The organism is Flavobacterium sp., assembly GCF_024710485.1.
Classification (GTDB): Bacteria; Bacteroidota; Bacteroidia; order Flavobacteriales; family Flavobacteriaceae; genus Flavobacterium.
On sequence record NZ_JANJUQ010000005.1, the window covers coordinates 13903 to 35660 of the forward strand.

22 protein-coding genes are annotated in these 21758 nt (G+C 37.5%); 1 reads left to right on the forward strand and 21 read right to left on the reverse strand.

What is annotated here, in order from left to right:
- Positions 1-24: 24 nt before the first annotated feature.
- Genes Q0M21_RS00560 through Q0M21_RS00590 form a run of 7 tightly spaced genes read right to left on the reverse strand, consistent with a single transcriptional unit; the run spans position 25 to position 6897 of the window.
- Entirely contained in the window at positions 25-927 is a 903-nt protein-coding gene (locus Q0M21_RS00560) for a glycosyltransferase (RefSeq protein WP_295333197.1), read from the reverse strand.
- On the reverse strand, positions 927-2162 hold the full coding sequence (locus Q0M21_RS00565; RefSeq protein WP_295333202.1) for a UDP-glycosyltransferase: 1236 nt from the start codon (positions 2160-2162) through the stop codon (positions 927-929). The genes Q0M21_RS00560 and Q0M21_RS00565 overlap by 1 nt, the downstream gene beginning before the upstream one ends.
- Positions 2159-3097, reverse strand: a complete 939-nt coding sequence (locus Q0M21_RS00570) for a glycosyltransferase family 2 protein (protein ID WP_295333206.1) — start codon at positions 3095-3097, stop codon at positions 2159-2161. Before Q0M21_RS00570 ends, Q0M21_RS00565 begins: the two co-directional genes overlap by 4 nt.
- A gap of 3 nt (positions 3098-3100) precedes the next feature.
- Positions 3101-4054, reverse strand: coding sequence for a glycosyltransferase family 2 protein (locus Q0M21_RS00575; protein WP_295333208.1), 954 nt, complete (start codon positions 4052-4054; stop codon positions 3101-3103).
- Between the two features lies 1 nt (position 4055).
- The gene (locus tag Q0M21_RS00580) at positions 4056-4778 is read right to left on the reverse strand and encodes a hypothetical protein (RefSeq protein WP_295333210.1); all 723 of its coding nucleotides are present in this window, start codon (positions 4776-4778) and stop codon (positions 4056-4058) included.
- Positions 4779-4780: 2 nt separating this feature from the next.
- Complete coding sequence (locus tag Q0M21_RS00585; RefSeq protein ID WP_295333212.1) at positions 4781-6040, reverse strand: polysaccharide ABC transporter ATP-binding protein; 1260 nt, start codon at positions 6038-6040, stop codon at positions 4781-4783.
- The gene (locus tag Q0M21_RS00590; RefSeq protein ID WP_295333214.1) at positions 6040-6897 is read right to left on the reverse strand and encodes an ABC transporter permease; all 858 of its coding nucleotides are present in this window, start codon (positions 6895-6897) and stop codon (positions 6040-6042) included. The genes Q0M21_RS00585 and Q0M21_RS00590 overlap by 1 nt, the downstream gene beginning before the upstream one ends.
- Positions 6898-7109: 212 nt before the next feature.
- On the opposite strand from Q0M21_RS00590, the gene Q0M21_RS00595 reads away from it, so the two are divergent.
- Complete coding sequence (locus tag Q0M21_RS00595) at positions 7110-7787, forward strand: tyrosine-protein phosphatase (protein WP_367273701.1); 678 nt, start codon at positions 7110-7112, stop codon at positions 7785-7787.
- On the opposite strand, the gene Q0M21_RS00600 is transcribed toward Q0M21_RS00595, so the two are convergent.
- From Q0M21_RS00600 to Q0M21_RS00665, 14 genes are all read right to left on the reverse strand, one after another.
- Positions 7773-10190 carry a polysaccharide biosynthesis tyrosine autokinase gene (locus Q0M21_RS00600; RefSeq protein ID WP_295333220.1) on the reverse strand — a complete coding sequence of 806 codons (2418 nt, stop codon included), beginning with the start codon at positions 10188-10190 and terminating at the stop codon, positions 7773-7775. The genes Q0M21_RS00595 and Q0M21_RS00600 overlap by 15 nt on opposite strands.
- A 5-nt stretch (positions 10191-10195) precedes the next feature.
- Positions 10196-10966: a polysaccharide biosynthesis/export family protein gene (locus Q0M21_RS00605; protein WP_295333224.1), complete on the reverse strand. Its 771-nt coding sequence runs from the start codon at positions 10964-10966 to the stop codon at positions 10196-10198.
- A gap of 53 nt (positions 10967-11019) precedes the next feature.
- Positions 11020-12966, reverse strand: coding sequence for a nucleoside-diphosphate sugar epimerase/dehydratase (locus tag Q0M21_RS00610; protein WP_295333227.1), 1947 nt, complete (start codon positions 12964-12966; stop codon positions 11020-11022).
- Positions 12967-13021: 55 nt separating this feature from the next.
- Positions 13022-14158 (reverse strand): aminotransferase class I/II-fold pyridoxal phosphate-dependent enzyme, encoded by a 1137-nt coding sequence (locus Q0M21_RS00615; protein WP_295333232.1) that lies wholly within the window; start codon positions 14156-14158, stop codon positions 13022-13024.
- Between the two features lie 13 nt (positions 14159-14171).
- Entirely contained in the window at positions 14172-14780 is a 609-nt protein-coding gene (locus Q0M21_RS00620; protein ID WP_295333236.1) for a sugar transferase, read from the reverse strand.
- Positions 14781-14816: 36 nt separating this feature from the next.
- Positions 14817-15437 (reverse strand): MBL fold metallo-hydrolase, encoded by a 621-nt coding sequence (locus Q0M21_RS00625; RefSeq protein ID WP_295333238.1) that lies wholly within the window; start codon positions 15435-15437, stop codon positions 14817-14819.
- Between the two features lie 29 nt (positions 15438-15466).
- Positions 15467-16858: an AMP-binding protein gene (locus tag Q0M21_RS00630; RefSeq protein ID WP_295333240.1), complete on the reverse strand. Its 1392-nt coding sequence runs from the start codon at positions 16856-16858 to the stop codon at positions 15467-15469.
- A gap of 11 nt (positions 16859-16869) precedes the next feature.
- Entirely contained in the window at positions 16870-17622 is a 753-nt protein-coding gene (locus tag Q0M21_RS00635; protein ID WP_295333242.1) for an SDR family NAD(P)-dependent oxidoreductase, read from the reverse strand.
- Between the two features lie 10 nt (positions 17623-17632).
- Positions 17633-17872: an acyl carrier protein gene (locus Q0M21_RS00640; RefSeq protein WP_295333244.1), complete on the reverse strand. Its 240-nt coding sequence runs from the start codon at positions 17870-17872 to the stop codon at positions 17633-17635.
- A 91-nt stretch (positions 17873-17963) separates the two neighbouring features.
- Entirely contained in the window at positions 17964-19037 is a 1074-nt protein-coding gene (locus Q0M21_RS00645) for a 3-oxoacyl-ACP synthase III family protein (protein WP_295333247.1), read from the reverse strand.
- Position 19038: 1 nt separating this feature from the next.
- Complete coding sequence (locus tag Q0M21_RS00650; protein WP_295333253.1) at positions 19039-20022, reverse strand: 3-oxoacyl-[acyl-carrier-protein] synthase III C-terminal domain-containing protein; 984 nt, start codon at positions 20020-20022, stop codon at positions 19039-19041.
- 2 nt (positions 20023-20024) lie between these two features.
- Complete coding sequence (locus Q0M21_RS00655; RefSeq protein WP_295333263.1) at positions 20025-20657, reverse strand: NeuD/PglB/VioB family sugar acetyltransferase; 633 nt, start codon at positions 20655-20657, stop codon at positions 20025-20027.
- A gap of 3 nt (positions 20658-20660) precedes the next feature.
- Positions 20661-21404 (reverse strand): SDR family NAD(P)-dependent oxidoreductase, encoded by a 744-nt coding sequence (locus Q0M21_RS00660; RefSeq protein WP_295333265.1) that lies wholly within the window; start codon positions 21402-21404, stop codon positions 20661-20663.
- Between the two features lie 30 nt (positions 21405-21434).
- Positions 21435-21662 (reverse strand): acyl carrier protein, encoded by a 228-nt coding sequence (locus tag Q0M21_RS00665; protein WP_295333267.1) that lies wholly within the window; start codon positions 21660-21662, stop codon positions 21435-21437.
- Between the last annotated feature and the right edge of the window lie 96 nt (positions 21663-21758).

Below are 21758 nucleotides of genomic sequence, written 5' to 3' on the forward strand. Positions count from 1 at the left end.
AAATTGAAACGGTAGTAAAAGTAACTATTTTTCCGGTTTCCAATAAATTTTAGGTTCTTTTAATTTGGCATAAGCAGTAAACTCGTTGGCCGTAAAAGCCGTTCGGTATTTTATAATTTTCGGACTGTGGAACAGTAAATCCCACAGCGCTCTGAAAACCGGCAGTATCACATGGAACTGTCCTTTAAAAATTTTAGTTTTCAACTGCATTCCGAGGGAATAGAAAAACAATTGCATAGCTCTTCCGATAGGATAAAAAAGAAAAAGATTAAACCAGCCGGCTCGTAGTCCTCTGCGGTAACGAAGAGCAAAATCGGTAGTTGAGGCTTTGCGCTCTTTTAAATCAACGCGATGCAAGACTAAGATTTGCGGTACATAGTGTATTTCCCAACCCTTTTTAAACAACTGTAAAGAGGCGAAACTTTCTTCTCCGTAAAATTCGAACCACTCCGGATAAGGCGGAATACTTCGCCAAGCCTCCATTCGCCACGCATGACCACAACCGACATACCCTTTTACAACTTGTGAAAGTTCGGCAGAAATAGCGTTTTCAGGAGCCGTTTTATGCCAATATATCCGAAAGGCCATCAAACCGCATTTTGGATTTTCTTCGAAATGATTTTCAATCACTTCCAAAGGATTTTCGGAAAGAAAATGAGCATCATCATCGAGTGAAATGGCTACGTCTGCCGAAGTTTCATTAAGCATGAGGTTGCGACAATAAATATAGCCTCGGGAGACTTTATTTCGAAGAAGTTTAATCTTAGGAAAACCGGATTGAACAGCCTCACCGGTGCCATCGTTAGAACCATCATCAAACACTACGCATTCCACATTAGGGTTTTCCAAGAGTGGTTTTAGTTGCGCTAATGTAAACAGCAAATCCGCTCTTCTGTTTTTAGTTGTTATGTGAATGGCAAATTTCATTAGACAGCGAACAAGTCGTCTATGACTTTTTTTAGAAATGTTTCATTGCAGTAATCGGCCAAATCGGGACGGTTGAGTTTCAAATCGTGCGGATTTTGCTTCCAAAGTTGGTAAAGTCGAGTGATATTGGCTTCAATTCCGGCGACATCATTGGCTTCCGACCAATACGGATATTCCTTTCCGAGCAACCTTCGTACTTCACTGTAATAAGGTCCGAGGACCAAAAGAGGTTTATCTGCAACAATACAATTAGGAAATTTACCGGGTAAAAACGGACTGATTTCAGAAATAGCTTCAAGGATAATATTAACAGTAGCTTTCTTTTCTAAGGATTGAACTATAGTGTAAGGAATATAACCACTAACCACAATGTTAGGATGGTTTTGGTATTGATTGAGGATGTGCTCTTGTTTTTGGTAATTCCCGACAAAATATAACTTGGCATCCTTTTCTGCTTCGGGATTATGAGCTAGAAACTGCAAAAAAGCTTTGATTAAAAAATCGGGGTTACGCTGTTGGAGTAAATTTCCGGCATGCAGCAGCGAAAACTGATTTTCGGTAAAAAATTCGGGTGTAACCTGCGACTCGTTATCGACTTTAATTTGGTGCGGAATCACGCAACTTTTATCGGCAACAGCCGGAAAATAACTTTGCATCCATTCTTTAAGCAACACACTCGGGAAGGACAAATACTTAGCCTTTTCTGTAATTTGTTGCATAAATTTTTCCTTATGCTTATAACTTTGTTCAACGTAATTAAATGGTCTGGGGTAAATATGAAACGGATAAGGATCGTGTATGTAAGCCATCCATTTGGAATGTAGTTGAGGTAAATTGAGCATAGCCCGGTGTGGCCTGAAACTTCCGCCTTTACTTAACGTAAGAATCAAATCAGGAGCAAAATTTTGTGCTTTACTTATGGCTTTGGCAATAGAATGCGTGTCATTGGTATGAGTAAATGAAAATCCGAACCAGCGTTCGAGTGTGTGATTAATATAGCTTTTGGTATGCCGCTGAAAGACCCGAATAATGCGCGACAAAAAATAAAGTAGGGATCTTTTGTCTTCCTTAATCAAACTACACGCAACACCAGGCAATTGTATTTCTTGGTGCGAATAATGCAACACTTTTAGGGTATATCCGGCTTTTTTAAGATTGTCAATCAGTGCTACATTTACTTTTGAAGCACTACTGTCGTCTACATTAATTGATTCGGAAATTACCAATATTTTCATTTACTGAATAGTTTTTTGAATGCTTTGAGCACGGCTAATCGCAAAGGGAGAAAGGTATAAAATATTTTCCAATAAAGTTTTTGGTTCCATGGCAAATCTAATTCCTTCAAAATTTCATCGAACAAATTAAATTCTTTGTAATGTACGGCATCGCCTAAAAAATACCTTACTATTGATTTTGACAAAAGCCCTTTGCGCTTTAAATTGATAATAACTAATAAAATAGCCTCTTTTTTAGAAGCCCTGCGCACCACATCACGACGTGAAAATTCACCTGTATTGGAATTAGGGTGCTTTCTTCCGAAGAACAAAGTTTTATCAATAGAAACTCCTTTGATACCTGTGGACAGAATTCGGGGATACAACTCCCATTCTTCGGCAAACATCAAACTTTCTACAAAACGGTTTTCATCAAAACAGGTTTTACGCCACATTACAGCGCAGGAATTGAAAGGTAATTTAAACGTTAGTAATTTTTCGACATCCTTACTACTTATTTCAAATTTGGTATAGTGCATTGAGTAATCAAACTCATAGTTGAAATCGCCGGTAAAAACTGTTCTTTGATAGCGACAAAAAGCCACTTCCGGATTGGCCAATTCAGCCACACAACATTCCAAGTTTTGGGGATGTACGATATCGTCATCGTCAAAAAAGATGATATATTGTCCTTGCGCCAAATCCAATCCGTAGTTACGGCAACCCGGCAATCCTTTTTGGTATAGTGCTGTACGTTTGTGATAACTAAAACGAGCGTCTTTCTCCAAAATGGGTTGAATAACATCGGTAGTATTATCAGTTCCGCCATCGTCTATAATGATACATTCCCACGCTGTAAAGGTTTGTTTTTGAATAGATAAAAGTGTTTCCACAATAAAATGAGCTCTATTGTAGGTGGCCATGATAATCGAAACCTGAATGTTCATCGTGTGCATACTTTATACTTTTATCTTCTTTACTTCTCTGGTGAAAGCGACTATTCCTTTACCGGTTAATCCATAAACAGCCACAATAAGAGACAGCTTTAGTTTGGTAAAAAAATTAATTTTAGGCACCAGCCATAATTCTTGTAAACCAAACAAAAACTGGCGATTTTCGAAAATTTTTTTGATGGTTTTTACATAGTTATCAAAAATATATTTTGAAAGTTTTTGTTCACTGTTTAAATAAAAAAAAGCAATGTGCTTTCTAACTTGCAGCTCGGACTTTAAATGCTCTAAGGATATTTTAGCGGTGAATTTTCCGGTTATTGAATCGTTATGGATTAAAACTTTAAACAAAACTTCATTAACATAAATCATATTCAAATTCGGCTTTGATATGATTCGAAATGTAAAATCTAAGTCTTGAGCTCTGGTTAGTTTTTCATCAAAAGAAACTTGATTAAGCAAGGCTCGTTTGTATAAAAATGTTGGCGTATTTAGCGCTAATCGGTCATGAGCATATTCTTTAAGCGGACTGGCTGCCAAACAGGTATTGTATTCCTTTGAAGTAACATTGGTCAAAGGATTGTATTTTACAAATCCTGAAGACACTACATCAGCTTCGGGATGTTGCAAAAAGGCGTTCATTTTTTGTTCTAGAAAACCTTTAAACATCACATCATCGCTATCAAACCAGTTGATATAATCACCTTTGCTGTAAACAAAACCTAAGTTTCGGCAGGTGTTAGCTCCTTTAGGTTGGTTTGACGGTCTTTTAAAAAACTGAAAACGATTGTCTCTGGAACAATACTCGGCTATCAGTTCCTCTGAGTGATCGGTTGAACCATCATCTACAATAATACATTCCCAATTGGTGTAGGTTTGCAATACTATACTGTTGAGCGTTTCTGATATTAAGTTGGCTCGGTTGTATGTTGGGATGATTATGGAAACTAAGGGTTGAGACATCTTACAGTGTCTTAATGTATTTGTATTGCTCGGTTGCTAAAATCAAGACGGTTTTCAAACCTTTGTACTGGCCTTTGTGTATGGCAATCCCTTTTTGTTCCAACATTTTAATCAAAACTTGTACGGTTTGCTGCTCTCCTTTTCTGTTATAATCGTCTATGATGATAATGAACTCATCATTCGCATCCAACTTTTCGGCCAAGGTAACAATATCGTATCTCGAATAGTGGTCACTGCCAAAAGGTCCGTCAACAACATACAAATCAAACTTCTCATTGACGCTCTCTCCTATTTCAGCATAAGAGTTGGTGTCGAATCCGTGCACTTTTTGTGTTGTTAAAGGCAGAACTTTAATCGTGGTTTTATTGGAAACTCGGAATCGATTGAGAAAAGCTGTCCTCCAATTTTCATCCTGCTCGATTACCGTGTGAACCGAATCGGGAGCGTAATTTTCAATGTAAGTTGATATAAATTTTGTGGATTCACCCAAACCAAACTCGATGATTTTTTTGGGTTGATAATCGTTCAATATTCGATTTAAAATATAAAAGAAAGTGTAATTTCCGGCCCATCTTCCGATGTTAAGCCCGAGATTTTCCAATGCTGATTTGCCTCGAATACTATCATGGTATACATTCGCCCAATACAATTCACTTAACGTATCTTGATGGGCTTTGTGAAACTTGATGTTTTCCTGTATCAGGTTCTTAATTTTTTTCAGCATACCTATTTGATGTTGTAATTCAACAATATTGATCCCTGATTTTTAGGAACCAATTTACCCGAATGGTAATAATCTTTTTCAGCTATCGAGAAATCCATTACTTCTGTCAACCAATCTGCCACCTCATTATTGATTTCGCTGTAAATGTTACAACTATAATCGCCGGGAGCCAAAGGTAAATTTTTAATGGTAAATTCTATGCTGTTATTATGAATATTGAATTCGTCATTAATATTGCTTGTGGACAACCAAGCAACCCTGTCGCCCATAAAATTATTGATGCCGATATCGATTCGTTTTTGCGCTACAACAACTGTAGGATCAAGTTCAAAATCGAGTTTAATCGTCAGATTTTTAAATGTCTCTATGGTTTCGTTATCGGTACAACCTACATATCCGTGAACAAATCGCAATTTACCGTTGCCTTTTCGCTTTTGAACTTCGGCCAACATCACATCTTCTGCTCTGGACTTTGATAGGTACTCGCGAACAACATCTTCGATATTTCCTACAGCTTTAATCATACCGTGTTCTAGCATGATGCCTTTGGAACACAAATTTTGGACACTTGCCATATTGTGCGACACAAAAAGAACTGTTCTTCCTTGTCCTTTACTGATGTCGCCCATTTTCCCCAAACACTTTTTCTGAAATTCAGCATCACCAACGGCTAATACTTCATCTACAATCAGAATTTCACTTTCCAAATGAGCGGCTACAGCGAATGCCAAGCGTACATACATCCCGGAAGAATAGCGTTTAACCGGTGTATCAATATAGCGCTCTACTCCGGAAAAATCGATAATCTCATCCAGTTTACGCGTGATTTCCTTTTTGCGCATCCCCAAGATGGCACCGTTAAGATAGATATTCTCCTTTCCGGTTAATTCAGGATGGAAACCGGTGCCTACTTCCAACAAACTGGCAATACGACCTTTGACTTTGATTTCTCCCGTGGTTGGTCCGGTTACTCTAGACAGGAGTTTTAACAATGTACTCTTTCCGGCACCGTTTCTGCCAATAATACCAACAGCTTCTCCTTGATTGATTTCAAAGTTGATATCTTTTAACGACCAAACAATATCGCTTTGCCCTTTCACACTACGATCATTGGATTCACCGATTTTAAGAAACGGATCTTCTTTCCCCATTACTTTAGTAATCCAAAAACGCTCTATATCGCGTGATATGGTTCCTGTTCCGATTTTACCCAATTGATAGGCCTTGGAAAGATTTTCGACTTTAATTACCGGGTTGCTCATTAGACTGTATCGACAAAGTTTTTTTCTGTTTTATTAAAGATAAGAATCCCAATAAACAACATGATTAAAGTAAAGACCACTGAATATCCGATACTCCATGCCGTGAATTCTCCTTTCCCTAAAAATGCAAAGCGAAAGGCTTCAATGATACCGGTCATGGGATTGAGTTGGATGTATTTTTTATAGGCTTCTGGCGCGGCACTCAGCGGATAAATAACGGTTGTTGCGTACATTAGCAATTGGACTCCAAACGTGACCAAAAACGATAAATCCTTATATTTTGTAGTAATTGCGGTAATGATTAAACCAATACCTAATCCTAAAAATGCCATTAATACAATTAACAAAGGAAAAAAGAAAATAGCATATGTTGGAGCAAAATCAGCGCCATTAAGGGCAAAATAAATCATTACTCCCACAAACAAAAGTAACTGAACACCAAAGCGTACCAAGTTACTGACTACAATACTCAACGGCATAATCAATCGGGGGAAATATACCTTACCGAAGATATTGGCATTGTCACGAAAAACCGTACTGGTTTTAGTTAGGCAATCGGCAAAATAATTCCAAGCTGTGATTCCCGATAAGTAGAATAAGAATTGAGGTAAACCATCAGTACTGATTCCTGCTAATTTACCAAAAACCAAAGAAAAAACTATGGTGGTAAAAATAGGTTGGATAAAAAACCAAAGCGGTCCTAAGACAGTTTGTTTATAGAAACTCACAAAGTCTCTTTTTACAAACATGACCAACAAGTCTCTGTAGTGCCATAAATCTCTGAACTTAACATCAAAAAGCGATGTATGTCCTTTGATTACTAAATCCCAATCTTGAGACGGGTTGTCATTTTTCATGAATACCTTTTTGGTTTAAACTAATAAAGCTGTTGTTGCAAATATATAAATTACGAAAGTCGTTTTAAAGTAATGAAATGATTAATTTGATTATTCTGCTTTAATGATTGAAAAAATGAAATAATGCCTAAATTTGTAAAATTAATTAACACACTTTGCTGTCCATTTTCAAAACAAAACCATTACTAAAAGACTTAATTCCAAAGAATTTTGTGGATATTCATTCCCATTTATTACCGGGGATTGATGACGGTTCTAAATCAGTGGAGGAAACGGCAATCTTAATGACGCAAATGAATGGTTTAGGGATAAATCATTTTATCACCACACCTCATATTTTTACCAATGTTTGGGACAATACTGAAGCCGTTATCACCAAAAAATTAAACGAGACCAAATTAGAGCTAGAACATAAAAACTGTTACGATACTTTTGAGGCAGGTGCGGAATACATGTTAGACTCTTTTTTTTTGAAACGATTGGAATCCGAAAAGTTACTGACTTTAAAAAACAACTATCTTTTGGTTGAAATGTCTTATCTAAACCCACCAATCCAGCTGTTTGAAATTTTATTTGAAATCCAATTGGCAGGTTATAAACCGATTTTGGCGCATCCTGAACGCTATTTATTTTACCACAAAAATCACAAGGAATTTCACAAACTCAAAAATTCTGGTTGTTTTTTTCAACTGAATCTTCTTGCTACTGTAGGCTACTACGGAAAAAATATTGAAACGGTGGCGGAAAAATTATTACATGATAATTTTTACGATTTTGTTGGAAGCGACATTCACCACCAAAAACACCTCGATGCATTGAATAACATGGTTAAAATAAAAAGCCTTCCTGAGTTAGAGAAGGCTTTTAACAACAATTTATTTTTTCTTTAAAAATCTGTCTTTCCAAGATTTTTTCTCAAGGTCGGCACCATAACCGTAGCCATAGCCGTAGCCGTAGCCGTAGCCATAGCCGTAGCCGTAACCATAAGTTTTTCTCCAAACCGTATCATTGAGAAGAATAGACATGTTAGGTAACTTTTTCTCTTGGTAAAAACTATCGGCTATTTTTAACAATCGCTTGTCTAAATAATTGGCTCTTACAATGTATACAAAAGCATCGGCATGTTTTGCCACCAACAAAGTATCGGTAACCAAACTGACAGGAGCAGTATCTACCACTATATAATCGAACTGTTGCTTTAAAGTGGCGAACATTTCATCAACTTTTGGGCTCAATAATAAATCGGCCGGATTAGGTGGTATAACCCCGGATGGCAAGACATACAAACTTTCAAAACCTTCTAATTTCACAATGAAATCCTCGATTTTTTGACCTGATTTGACAATATAATTGGTTAATCCCATTGCAGGGATATCTAAATATTTATCAATTTTAGGATTTCTAATATCCAAACCAATTAATAAAACCTTTCTGCCGGTTAAAGCGATAGTACTCGCCAAGTTAATTGCCACAAAGGTCTTACCTTCTTTTGGCATGGTTGAAGTGACAAAAATAGTTTTAGCTTTGTCCTCCGGAACCGAATTGAGCATAAACTCTAAATTAGTTCTCACTATCCTGATAGCTTCGGCCGAACTGGAACGACTGCTGGCATTGACAATCTCTCCTTCGCTCTCCGATTTAGGAATATCCCCCAAAAACGGAATATTGGTATAACTCTCAACGTCTTGTCTGGTTTTTATTTTGGTATCCAATAAATCTACAAGATAAATGATGAGAAAAGGAATCAGTAAGCCCGACATTAGCCCAATCAACAATACCAAACTGGAATTGGGAAAAATAGGGGAATTTTTAGACTTGGCTTCATCAATCATTTTAGCTTTAGGTGCCGTTACCGCTAATGAAATCCCAACCTCTTCTCTTTTTTGGAGTAAGTATAAATACAACGATTCTTTAATTTTTTGCTGCCTTCCAATTACGTTGAGCTCTCGAGTTTGTTTAGGAATTTCAGAAATCTTACCGTTTAATAAATTGTCTTGGGCTTGTAAATCGGAACGCTTAATCTTTAGAGAAGCAATTAAACGATTGAGGCTCTCTTTGACACTTTTACGCATTTCATCAATTCTGTTATTCAAATTGATAACCACACTGTTTTTAGCTGTACCGCCTCCGTTAACAATTCTATTACGTTCAATAATGTAACCATTGTATTGATTGATCAAATCGGCAGCATTATTATTGGTGACATTGCTGTTAGGTGCCGGAATTAAATTACTGGGAATGATATCTTCTTTAGAGGAATTATTTAAATAATCCAACATGGAATTGACTACTTTGATTTGAGTTTCCGTTTCAATCAATGCTTTTTCGAACTCTACAGAATTTTGGATAAACAAATCCGCATCAGAAGCAATATTGGTCAATCTGTTTGAGGTCATATAACGCTCACCTTCTTTTTCAACATCGCCCAACTCATTGGTTATGTATACTAAACGATCGTCGATGAATTTTTGGGTACTTTTTGAAACAAAATTTTTATCATCAATAGCGTCTTGGTTGTAAATAGCAATAATAGTATTCAACAAATCTTCAGCTTTCTTGGCAACCGGGTCATTTAAAGTTAGCTCAACCACACTTGATTTTTCATTCAATGAAGCAATGGTAAGGCGACTTTTATAACTCTGAACCACATTGTCCAGATTGTTTACAGTAACAGTGATAGAAAAATCTTCCTGATCCTTATTATTGTCCAACATGCGTTTAAGCACAACCATCTTACAATTTTTTAATCTGATGGTGGAACCGTATCGAAAAGTATTAATCAGCTTACCATCTGAAGTGGTTAATTCGAAGGTGTTCTCGGTTTTAGAATTCACCTTATAGGACTGAGGTTTTGTAAAAAAAGTATCATTCGATTCAAAAAAAGAAACATCTATCGGTAATCGATCACCATAAAGTTCAATTCGCTTTACAGTCCCTTCAGCATGGTAGGTTACATTGTAATTAAGCTTCTTTACTGCTGATTTTATTATTGATCGCGACTTGATGATTTCAATTTCATTATCAACATTACTTTTCATTCCTTTCATCATTCCTAAATCAGCAAAGGCAGACAGTTCCGATTCTAAACCTCCCTTTTTTTCATCTTTTACCAAAATAGTAGCACTGGCTTGATACTGAGGAACAGTATAGCGTAAGTACAACAAACTAAATGCCGTACAAAATATAATGGAAACTATGAACCAAGGCCAATATTTAAAATACTTATCAAATTGTTCTCTTATGTCCAGACTTTCGTCGTTGTGATTATACTGTAAAGGAGATTGTTCTTGCATAGAGTTTATCGGGTAAGAATAATTAAAATGGTTCCTAATAATGACAAGGCAGAAATTACAGTGGTTACATTAGGCCCGACAGCCGAAGAATTTACCCTTGTTTTGTTAGGCTCAACCATTACCACATCGTTTTGGGAAAGGTAATAAAACGGCGAATTGATAAAATCTGCTTTGGTTATATCAACCCTGTTGTAGGTCATTTTACCATTTGATTCTCGCACCACTAATATATTGTCTCTTTTGCCGTAAATGGTTAAATCCCCGGCTTGACTAATGGCTTCTAAAAGTGTAATTCGCTCACTGTTAATCTTAATGGTACCTGGCTTTAGCACCTCTCCCAAAACCGAAACTTTATAATTCAAAATTCTGAGATTAATGGTTGGATTTGTAATGTATTCTTTGATAGCAGTTTGTAGCTTTGTTACAGCCTCAGAACGACTCAAACCGGCTAGTTTAATCTTGCCCACAACAGGAAACTCTATAAAGCCATAAGCATCAATTAGATACGTTTTTATACCGTCTTGATTTTCATTAATTTGATAATTTCCTTGAATTTGAGGCATATTAAAAGGTATTGTAAGTTCCGGTTGATCAGCGGACACAATAATACTTAATAAATCGTCATTCTGCAATTTGGGTTCGTAGTTCAGCGCGTCACTTTGATTTCCAACAGTTTCAACATTTTGAAGATAAACGATATCTTTCCTTGAAGCACAAGAAACCATAGTCAATAAGACCATTACTAAAAAAAACTTGATGCAAAACTTAAAACTCATAGTATAATATTTGGTTGTAAATATAACATATTTGTTATTGATAACTGGTAAAACTAGTGGTCAAGTGTTTCAAAGACCGAATTCATACTTTTAAATTCAGGCACTATTTTTTTCATCATCCCGACAATTTCTTCATTACTCGACTTTTTAGCTGTTTGAATCAAATCACAAACAAGACGATTAATCATCTCAAAATCATCGCATTTATCTTGACCTATCATTATCTTTTCATTGTGTGTAGGCAACGTCTTCGAAGTATCATTCAACAATTCTTCGTACAATTTTTCACCGGGTCTTAGTCCGATAATTTTGATTTTGATTTCCTTATCCGGAACAAAACCGGCCAATCGAATCATTTTTTTGGCCAAATCAATAATTTTTACCGGTTCACCCATATCAAAAATGTAAATCTCGCCTCCTTTCCCCATGGCTCCTGCCTCTAAAACCAACTGACAAGCCTCCGGTATGGTCATAAAGTAACGAATAATCTCGGGATGTGTAATGGTTAACGGACCGCCTTCCTGAATTTGTTTAGTAAACAATGGAACTATGGAACCATTAGAACCCAAAACATTACCAAACCTAGTGGTGATAAATTTAGTAGCTTTTTGCGTCCCGTTTTCTGCTCTATAAAAGTTAAGAGACTGTACATACTTTTCAGCTATCCTTTTACTGGCACCCATTACACTACTTGGATTAACAGCTTTATCTGTTGAAATCAACACAAACTTCTCCACTGGATAACGACAAGACAAATCGGCCAAGTTTTTAGTCCCTACTACATTGGTTAAAATAGCTTGTGCCGGATTTTCCTCCATTAAAGGCACATGCTTGTAGGCAGCAGCATGGTAAACATAGTCGGGTTTGTAGGTTTGAAAAACGTATTCCATGGCTTCAAAATCTTTAACATCTGCAAGAACGGTTCTGATTTTGACTTTACCTGCAATGGCTCCGATTTCCAATCTCAAATTATGTAATGGTGATTCCGCTTGGTCCAGTATAATAATCTTGAAGGGCGAAAAAAGGATTACTTGTCGAACAATCTCACTACCAATAGACCCAGCTCCACCGGTAATCAATACCGTTTTACCATCAATTTGAGCCGAAATGGATTGATTATCTAAAACTATCGGTTTGCGATGTAACAAATCTTCAATATCAAAATTCTTAAGTTGATTGGAAATTTGCTTTTGATCTTCCCAATCGGTAATCAAGGGCACCGTAAACACTTTGAAATTGTACTCCAAACACTCTTCTACTATGGCAACAGTTTCCTCTTTTGTAAGACTTTTTTCCGCAATAATTAAGGCTTCCGCTCCCAAACTTCTCAAAATAACATGAATGTTTTTTGACTGATTCACTATGGGTAAATCCAATATACTTTTAGAAGTTTTAGTGTGTTTGTACTTGTCTATAAAGGCAACCAAATTAAAACGTGAGGGTTTCTCTGTTTTTAGGGCATTAGCAACAGAAATAGCGTTGGCATCAGCCCCGTAAATCACAGCTTTGACTAATTTTTTATTGTTATCACTCAGCAGGTATTTTTCGAATATGTTTTTAACCAATATCCTAAACAAGAATAAAAGCAAAAACGATATAACAAAAGTGATAAACAAACCGGTTGACAAAAAAAGTTTTTTACCGGTCAATACATAATAGCCGATGTTAATTCCCAATAAAATAAAGTAGGATGAAGCCGCAGAAACCAAGAGTTTAACACCATCAATAAAAGTGGAATGCCTTATGATTCCGGAATACGTTCTGTAAACCATAAAGCAAATAGCATTCACCAATACAATGATAAGGTTAAAAGAAATGACATCCAATGAAGTCGGAAAAATAACCGAAAGGCTATGAATTATATAGGTTGTAATTACACAAGCAACACTGACTATAAATACATCTATAGCAAAAATGATCCAACGAGGCAAATAGCCTATATTTTGAAACTTTTTGTTAAGTATGCTCATTTCTAATTCTCTAAAAATTTTTTTGCTCATATATCATGGGTCATTGGTCCAAATTTAAACTAATTTTAACATTTTATTAGAGATTTTACAAAAAAAATTCATCCAAAGCGCGGGTTAACCTATCGCAGTCAATAGTCGTTAAGTTTGAACCCGAAGGCAAACAAAGCCCATTCTCAAACAAGCGCTCAGCCACATCAGTCCCGTAATAAGGACATTCGGCAAAAACCGGTTGTAGGTGCATTGGTTTCCATAGCGGTCTGGTTTCAATATGGTGTTGTTCTAAAAACAATCTTAAATCTTCTCTTGTTTTTCCTACCAAAACCGGATCAATAACAATACTGGTCAACCAATGGTTGGAATAGAAAATGGCTTCAGGCTCTTTAAAAACGGTTACGCCGGTTTTATCTGCAAAATAGTGAGTATAAAAATCGTGCATAGCCCGTCTCAAATTAACATGAGCTTCTAAAACCTCCATCTGCCCCCTTCCAATACCGGCACATATATTACTCATGCGGTAATTGTAGCCAATCTCACTATGTTGGTAATGTGCTGCATGGTCTCGGGCTTGTGTGGAAAGAAAAACAGCCTTGTCTTTCATAGCTTTAGAATGCGTTACCAAAGCGCCGCCGCCGGAGGTCGTGATAATTTTGTTACCATTAAAAGACAATACAGAAAGGTCTCCGAAAGTACCACATTTTTTTCCTTTATAATGACTTCCCAAGGCTTCTGCACTATCTTCAAGTAAAGGAATTTCGTACCGCGCCGCAAGTGCTTTAATGTCATCCACTTTAAAAGGCATGCCGTAAAGATGAACACCAATAATGGCTTTAGGTTTTTTACCTTTTGCGATTCGATCCTTTATAGCTTCTTCCAAAGCAATCGGACAAATATTCCACGTATCCGGCTCGCTATCAACAAAAACAGGAGTAGCACCCAAATAGCAGATAGGATTGGCAGATGCGGAAAAGGTAAAGCTCTGACAAATAACCTCATCACCTGGCCCGACACCCAGCAAAATTAATCCTAAATGTATGGCAGCAGTACCGGAACTTAAGGCGGCTACTTGAACATTATCATTCAAAAACTGTTCTAAATCGGTTTCAAAGCCATTAACATTAGGTCCCAAAGGAGCAACCCAATTGGTATCAAAAGCTTCTTTCACATACTGTTGTTCGTTTCCGCCCATATGCGGAGAAGAAAGCCAAATTTTAGTTGGTGTCATAATCATCAAATTATTAATAGTTCTGGCCCTGAAAAGGCTCTGTTGTAGCTGAATTTGCAGCATTAATACCGTCTCGTTTAAATACCTTAAGAACGGTCTTTATTAAAATCTTACAGTCTAACAAGAATGAAACATGATCTACGTACCAAACATCATATTCAAATTTTTTATCCCAAGAAATGGCATTTCTGCCGTTAACTTGTGCCCAACCCGTAATGCCGGGCTTAATTTCATGCCTGCGGTTTTGAAAATCGTCATACAAGTGTAGATAACTGGAAAGCAAGGGTCTGGGTCCTACCAAACTCATGTCGCCTTTCAAAACATTAACCAATTGCGGTAATTCATCTATTGAGGTCTTTCTAACAAAACTTCCAATAGCTGTTAATCTTTGTGCATCCGGTAATAATTTACCATCATTATCCTTCTTATCGCTCATGGTTTTGAACTTTACAATATTAAATATTTTACCATTTTTACCGGGACGAGATTGAAAGAAAAAGGGTTTCCCTCCATTAGCCCAAAAGAGCAATATTGTAAAAAAAATAAGAATAGGACAAAGCAAAACCAATGCAATTAATGAGCATACAAAATCAAAAAAAGGCTTTATTAGATTCCTATACATATTTTGCTGAAAGTTTATTATTATTATTTAAAAAAATTAAACCGCGAGCTCTTCAAAACCTTTAAACTCAAACGAACTGTCATGTCCCGGAAATATAGTCATCCCATCAGTCAAAATCCCCTGTATTTTTTGAACAGAAAGTTGGTAAGCCTCTCGGTTACTATGGGGAAAACTTAAAGGTGATTTGACGCCATTCAAAACAGTATCACCGGTGAATACAAAATCTTCAACCTTTATGCAAATACTTCCCGGACTGTGACCGGGTGTCTCTGTGAAATAAAATTCATAACCGCCAATAACCAAGGTTTCCCCATCCCGCACAATCAAAACATCTTGATAGTCTACCTCAAATGTGGGAATTTCTTCCAAATAAAAGGAAAAGTTTTGACGACTATTGCGTATATTAACTTCACACTTAGCAGAACAAATCAATTGAAACGAAACTTGAGCCCCTAAAGCATCAACACCGCAACAATGATCTGCATGCTCGTGGGTCAAAATAACATGACTTAACCGTTTGCCATTCTCTTGCATCCAATCCAAAAAAGGCTTTGTATTAAAATCACCAAGATCAACTAAAACCACTATACCCTCTGCTAATTCCAAAACATACGAATTAGAGTGCCGGTGTGGGTTTACATAGTGATGTACTTTCATAATAAATTAATTTATATTCTGACGATTAACTATTCAAAATTATAAATTACTTTGCCAACCTCATTTCTAGGGATTTGCGGAATGAAAAGCACTTCAAAAGCCTGATGATACAACCCTGTTTTCTGAATTACAAAATCAGTAATAACCGTAATCATCTCTTGATTCGTTATATAAATCTTCATTTTTTCATCGGTGCCGGTACAAACCGTTTCAACACCAAAAGTCTGAAAAATCAATTGCTCTATATCATCCAAACCAATTCTAAGTCCATACAACTTTAGAAACCTGCTTATTCTGCCTACTATATAAAAAAAACCATCTGCATCTGTTATAGCAATGTCGCCGGTGGGCAAAACACCCGCTCTTTCATCCGTTTTACACAAATCATCTCCGGAAAAAGCATAACCTAAAGTCACATTGGGACCGCTGTAAACCATTTCACCCGGAGTATTAGCTTGCATAATTTCATGACCGTTTTCATCTATCAAGTAAAGTCTTCCCTCAGGAATGGCTTTTCCGATACTCCCAATTTTAGTCTGAGCAAACTCCGCAGGTAAATAAGCCATTCTTGCAGTGCCTTCAGTTTGTCCGTAAGTAGCTATAAATTTTTTCCCGGTGCGTACTGCATAATCGGCAAACTCGTTAAACAACGTTGAATTCAATTTCCCGCCTCCTTGTGTTATTATTTTCAAATCGGGCAAATCCATTCTGGTAAACCGCAGCTTATACAATATTTCAAAACTATACGGAACGCCTGTTAAAATAGTGGCTTGTTGTGTTTTAAGGAACTTCCAAAAAACGGCATCAGTCAAGCTACCGTTAAATAACAATACGGTAGCACCTCCATACAAATAGCTTGTAATTACAGACAATCCCATGGTGTAGTACATCGGCAACATGGCCAAGGCTCTGTCGCTCGAAGTAATTTCGAACACTTTACCCACATTTCGTGCATTGGCAAGTATGTTGTTATAACTGTGTCTAACCAATTTTGGGCTACCGGTAGAGCCTGAAGTAGGCAACAAAAGGGACAAATCCTCATAAAGTAAAGGCGCATTCAATCCTGTTTTCAACAAAACATAACCATAGGCTTTGAAGATGACTTCACCATCAAATTCAGAAATCATACCCTCAGGCAGCCAAAAATACTCGGGCTGGTACTTTGAAATGAGCGTTCCTCTGAGTGCTTTATCGGTTCCTGTATTTAGCAACAAGGGAACTATCCTGGTTTCCAAAGCCGCTACATAACCGGCAACGGAACCCAAAGTATTTTCGGAGAAAATAAAAATCAACGTACGTTTGTTGATTTGACTGTAGAACAGTTTCGAAAAATCAAATAAATCTTTGTAAGACAAATCATTGCCTTCAACATCAATTAATGCAGTGCTATTGTCTTTGATAAATGCTGCTTGAAGAAGCATAGTGATAGGTATTAAAATGAAGCAGAGCCATCAACGCCAATAACCTGACCGGTTACATAGGTCGATAAATCGGAAGCTAAAAAAACACATACATTGGCAATCTCATTGGGTTCGGCTAATCTTCCTATTCCAATATTGGCGATTTTATCTTTAAATTTCTCTTCAAATACTGCGGTAAAGCGTTCCGTACCAACCATACCGGGTGCAATGGCATTAACTCGAATGTTGTGTTCAATCAATTCTTTAGCGGCCGATTTTGTAATTGAAATTACAGCACCTTTTGTAGCGGAATAGCCTAATTGTCCTTTCACCCCCTGAACACCTACCACACTTGACATGTTTATAATGGAACCGCTTTTTTGACGTGTCATGATTCTGGAAGCCAATTGTACCAATTGAATCATCGCAATTACGTTAACCTCAAACATGGCTCTGAGTTTTTCAAAATCAATCATAGGCAACAACTCATAGGTCACCATGCCGGCATTGTTTACCAATACGTCAATCCTGCCGAAATCAGATTTTATTTTAAGAAGTGCCGCTTTAGATGCCGCAGCATCAGTAATATCAAAATAAAGGGGAATAACCGAGGTATGGTATTTTTCAGAACATTGTTTTGCCCATGTCTCTAAAGAATCTTCTTTTCTGGCATTGGCAAAAACAACAGCGCCTTCCTCGGCATATCGTTCCGCTATTGCCATACCAATACCTCTGTTGGTACCGGTAACTAAACATATCTTTCCTTCAAGCAATCGGGTACTCATGAAATAATCATTAAAAGGTTACGCCATACTTGGCTACTATATCTTTACCTGCTAAATAGGATTTAAAATTCAAGATATCTTCCGGATCCAGCATAATATCAAAGGTATCTTCCATCGCAGTAACCAAACTCAATTGGGTAATAGAATCCCAATTATCTACAGTATCAGAAGTAAAATCATGTCCCAAAACGGACGCTTCAACATTAAAAACGGATATAAAAACGGAATTGTATTTTTCTAAAACACTCATTTTTTTCTAGGGTATTATGCTAAATAATATTTTTTTATGGAGTAAAAGTAAGCCGTTTTGGCCTATAAAACAAACCTCTTTTTTTCAAAATTCAATAAGAATCCAAATAACAGGAATCGGTTTCCAGCAGTGGATTAATCACAGCAGTGTCAATAACCAAATCACCACAAGCCAACGACAAACCTGCTCCGAAACCACATATAAAAATGTGGAGATTACCGAGATGTTTTCCACCAAAATGATCCGCCAAAACCAATGGAATGGAATTACTGCTGTTGTTACCAAATCGGTCTAAAGAAACCGGTATCTTCTCGGTAGGTATTTTCAACTTTCTGGAAAGCTGTTTTAAAATGTAATTATTGGCCTGATGCAATATAAAGAAATCATAGTCTTCTGTTGTAGTCTCCCTAAAGGTCATAAAATCTTTCATCAATTGGGGCACATCTGTAATGGAAAATCCAAAAACATCCATACCTTTCATGTGGGTATCATAATCGGAACGCAAAATACCATCGCTCCAAGCTACTCTGTCATGAGGCAAATGGCGATTGCGGTAAGCTCCGGCCGGAGTAATGATACTTTTAAATCGATGCCCGTCGGTTCTGAAACCCAAATGAACGGGAGCCGTATCTTTAGTCTTTTCCAATAAAGTAGCCGACCCGCTATCACCAAAAAGCATCACCATAGTTCTGTCGTGTGGTGATAAAGTTTTAACCGAAGTGTCTCCGGTGATGAGCAACGCCGCCTTGGACTCGGAATTGTCCAATAAAGACAATATAGTTTGCAAACCGAAAATAAAACCCGAACAAGCTAAATTTAAATCAAAACACAAACAATTTTCAGGTAATTCAAGACGTTTATGCAATACAAATGCCGTTGAAGGCACTCTGTAATCGGGTTTTTGAGTAACAAAAATTAAAAAACCGATATCGATTTTGGATACTTTGGATTTTTCAAAAACATCAACAGCAGCTTCATACCCTAAATCGGAGGCTGTTTGATTGGGCTTAGCTCTCGATACCGATTGAACGCCTGTCATCTCTTTGAACTTTTCAATGTTCTCGGCACCGAATATATCGGAAAAAGTATCAACGGCCACTTTATCTTTAGGCACGGCCACCGACAATCCGGCTATTTTAATATGTTGAAATGATCCGGTTAGCATACTAAATTTCGTGAGTTACAAAACCTTCAGTGAAATACACATCGGTTTTAATTAATGGTAAAACAGTATTTTCATGCAAGCAAAAATCGATGAATCCCCATGAAAAACCCTCGCCGTAAGCAATGCCCAAAACTCTTTTCCCTTCATCTGCAGCAGTTAAGAGTAAAGGAATTGTAGCACCTGAAACCTCGGTGTAGGCATCGGAACCAACGCAAATAGCAGCTTCATCAAAACCAGTTTCGCTAACAATAGCGGAAATAAAATCCTCGGGAGCATAATGAAGCGCTACCTTATCAAAAGAAGTGGTTGAACCTTTAATTTTAGCAAGGAATGCTTTTAAGTCGGCGGGTATTGTAGTGGAAAAAAAACGAAACAACTGTTCCTGATCATAACGCAATCTATGGTCTTCAGTTGCGGTTGGCAATCCGGATAAATTATAAGCTTTGCGTCTTTCATTGGTTCTGAATCCGCCTCCGGGTAACAGATAGGACTGATAACCTTCTCCTTGCGAAAACGTTGCCAAATTAATGGATGATGAAGCTGCCTGCTCCAACAGTATTGCGGTTGCGCCATCACCAAAATGGGCCAACAAAGGATGTTGGTCTTCCAGTTGCTTACTATTGGTGTCCCCTATCACGATCAATCCTTTACGGGTATTCAACCCGTTGATCAAAGAACAACCCAATTGTATTCCGGCTAAAAAGCCCAAAGCGCCTAAATTCACGTCATAGGCCAAACAATCAATTGGCAATTGCAAACGATGTTGCAAAACAATAGGTGATGCAGTACTGCGATAATCAGGGGTTTTGGTTAAAAACACTATAAATCCCAACTCTGTTCTGTCGGTTATTTTTTCTTCCAAAAGTTTTTCGGCAGCAGCAAAACCCAAATCGGAAGCTGTTTGCCCCTCAACTGCATGCTTTTGGGTAGGAACTGCAGTGGCTATTCCGGAGATTCTGATATTGTGAAAGGAAGCAAAAGACATCGTTATAATATTATTCGTTTAGCAGGATTTCCAAAGACTGTGGTATTTTTTTTAACGCGATTTAAAACAACGCTGCCGATACCCACAACAGACTCTTCTTCCACCACCACATTTTGTATGATTCGGACACCTGCGTTAACCGAAACCATATCGTTCACACGAACATAACCCGCAAAAAAAGCAAAGGAATTTACTTGGCAAAACCGCCCAACATGCACATCATGCCCCATGATAACGGAGCTTTGTAAAAAGGTAAAATCTTCAACGGTTACATCACTGGCTAGTACACAGTAAGCTTTTATGCCTACACCAATCCCTAATTTTACACTGGGTGAAATAATAGCAGTTGGATGGATTAAATTAATAAACTGTCCTCCTTTAGACAAAATAAGCTCCACCGTTTTTCTGCGATGGTACACATTGCCGATAGCACAAAAGAAAACATCATTGGCTTCAGGCTCATAGTCGGTTACTGTATTCAATACCGGAGGATAACCCATAGACTCAATCGTAGAAGGATTATCACTCAAAAAACCTTTTACCTTGAAATCAGGTTCCGAACCATAGCAAGTCATGGCCAAATCATACATTTCTCTGGCAAAACCACTTGCTCCGATAATTACTAAATTTTTCATACATTACTTTAGTGTATAACCGCCGTCCAAAACAATCAGACTTCCGGTCATCCATTGTGAAACATCGGCCATTAAATAAACGGTTAAACCGGCTATATCTTGCGGTTGACCAAATCGGCCTAAAGGATAATTTTTTAAATGAATTTGCAATTGCTCATCCGACACTGCGCCGGAATCTAAAATTGCAGTTTGCACCATACCGGGTAAAATGGCATTGACCCTGATTTGTTTCGGGGCCAATTCTAACGCCAAAGACTTGGTAAAAGAATTCAATGCGCCTTTTGCGGCACTGTAAATGGCATTTCCTATGGTAATTTTTTGAGAAGCTACTGAGGAAATAAAACAAACGGAAGCACCGGGATTTAGCTTTTTATTTTTCAACAACTGTTGAACCAATAAGATGGAGCTGTGCAACATCAAATTGAACATATAATCTAAATCCTCCCTTTTAACAAACTGCACCGGAACCGTTTTAACCATACCGGCATTGAGAATAATTCCATCAAGAAGCGGCATGGCTGCGGCCAATTTCTTAACCTCCTCATCAACAGTTAAATCGGCGCAAAAATAGTGATGCCCACTATTTGGCAATGATTGCAGCAACGCTTCCAATCGCTCTTCATTTCTGGCGGTAATCATTACAGTGGCGCCCTGATTGGCCAGCATTTCCGCCACAGCACGACCAATACCGGAGGAAGCACCGGTAACTAATATGTTTTTGTGTTCCAGTCCAAATAGCGGATTCATGGTAGTAGGTTGGTTAAATTACGAGAGTGTTTAGGCAGTTCTTTTAGCAATCTCTGCCACCAAATCACCCACTGTTATTAGGTTTTTAAAATCTTGAGAGGCTATGTGAACCCCAAAAGAATCATCTAACATGGCTATTACCGAGAGATTCGCCATTGAATCCCAGTTTTCATAATCTCGGAACACAGCTGTAAGCGTCACCGTTCCCGGGGCCAATTCTAAAATATCTTCAAGTTGTTCAAAAAGTTCTTTTTCCATGGTTAAATTTATTTAGTTAAGGCTTATTAACAGTATGTGATAGTCAAAGGTAAAAAACGAAAATAAAAATTAGCTCAATATTCTTAAAATAATACC

Excerpts from the sequence above, each read along its gene's own strand:
- Q0M21_RS00560 (WP_295333197.1), bottom strand. The coding sequence starts at position 927 with ATGAAATTTGCCATTCACATAACAACTAAAAACAGAAGAGCGGATTTG.
- Q0M21_RS00565 (WP_295333202.1), bottom strand. The coding sequence starts at position 2,162 with ATGAAAATATTGGTAATTTCCGAATCAATTAATGTAGACGACAGTAGT.
- Q0M21_RS00570 (WP_295333206.1), bottom strand. The coding sequence starts at position 3,097 with ATGCACACGATGAACATTCAGGTTTCGATTATCATGGCCACCTACAAT.
- Q0M21_RS00575 (WP_295333208.1), bottom strand. The coding sequence starts at position 4,054 with ATGTCTCAACCCTTAGTTTCCATAATCATCCCAACATACAACCGAGCC.
- Q0M21_RS00580 (WP_295333210.1), bottom strand. The coding sequence starts at position 4,778 with ATGCTGAAAAAAATTAAGAACCTGATACAGGAAAACATCAAGTTTCAC.
- Q0M21_RS00585 (WP_295333212.1), bottom strand. The coding sequence starts at position 6,040 with ATGAGCAACCCGGTAATTAAAGTCGAAAATCTTTCCAAGGCCTATCAA.
- Q0M21_RS00590 (WP_295333214.1), bottom strand. The coding sequence starts at position 6,897 with ATGAAAAATGACAACCCGTCTCAAGATTGGGATTTAGTAATCAAAGGA.
- Q0M21_RS00600 (WP_295333220.1), bottom strand. The coding sequence starts at position 10,190 with ATGCAAGAACAATCTCCTTTACAGTATAATCACAACGACGAAAGTCTG.
- Q0M21_RS00605 (WP_295333224.1), bottom strand. The coding sequence starts at position 10,966 with ATGAGTTTTAAGTTTTGCATCAAGTTTTTTTTAGTAATGGTCTTATTG.
- Q0M21_RS00610 (WP_295333227.1), bottom strand. The coding sequence starts at position 12,966 with ATGAGCAAAAAAATTTTTAGAGAATTAGAAATGAGCATACTTAACAAA.
- Q0M21_RS00615 (WP_295333232.1), bottom strand. The coding sequence starts at position 14,158 with ATGACACCAACTAAAATTTGGCTTTCTTCTCCGCATATGGGCGGAAAC.
- Q0M21_RS00620 (WP_295333236.1), bottom strand. The coding sequence starts at position 14,780 with ATGTATAGGAATCTAATAAAGCCTTTTTTTGATTTTGTATGCTCATTA.
- Q0M21_RS00625 (WP_295333238.1), bottom strand. The coding sequence starts at position 15,437 with ATGAAAGTACATCACTATGTAAACCCACACCGGCACTCTAATTCGTAT.
- Q0M21_RS00630 (WP_295333240.1), bottom strand. The coding sequence starts at position 16,858 with ATGCTTCTTCAAGCAGCATTTATCAAAGACAATAGCACTGCATTAATT.
- Q0M21_RS00635 (WP_295333242.1), bottom strand. The coding sequence starts at position 17,622 with ATGAGTACCCGATTGCTTGAAGGAAAGATATGTTTAGTTACCGGTACC.
- Q0M21_RS00640 (WP_295333244.1), bottom strand. The coding sequence starts at position 17,872 with ATGAGTGTTTTAGAAAAATACAATTCCGTTTTTATATCCGTTTTTAAT.
- Q0M21_RS00645 (WP_295333247.1), bottom strand. The coding sequence starts at position 19,037 with ATGCTAACCGGATCATTTCAACATATTAAAATAGCCGGATTGTCGGTG.
- Q0M21_RS00650 (WP_295333253.1), bottom strand. The coding sequence starts at position 20,022 with ATGTCTTTTGCTTCCTTTCACAATATCAGAATCTCCGGAATAGCCACT.
- Q0M21_RS00655 (WP_295333263.1), bottom strand. The coding sequence starts at position 20,657 with ATGAAAAATTTAGTAATTATCGGAGCAAGTGGTTTTGCCAGAGAAATG.
- Q0M21_RS00660 (WP_295333265.1), bottom strand. The coding sequence starts at position 21,404 with ATGAATCCGCTATTTGGACTGGAACACAAAAACATATTAGTTACCGGT.
- Q0M21_RS00665 (WP_295333267.1), bottom strand. The coding sequence starts at position 21,662 with ATGGAAAAAGAACTTTTTGAACAACTTGAAGATATTTTAGAATTGGCC.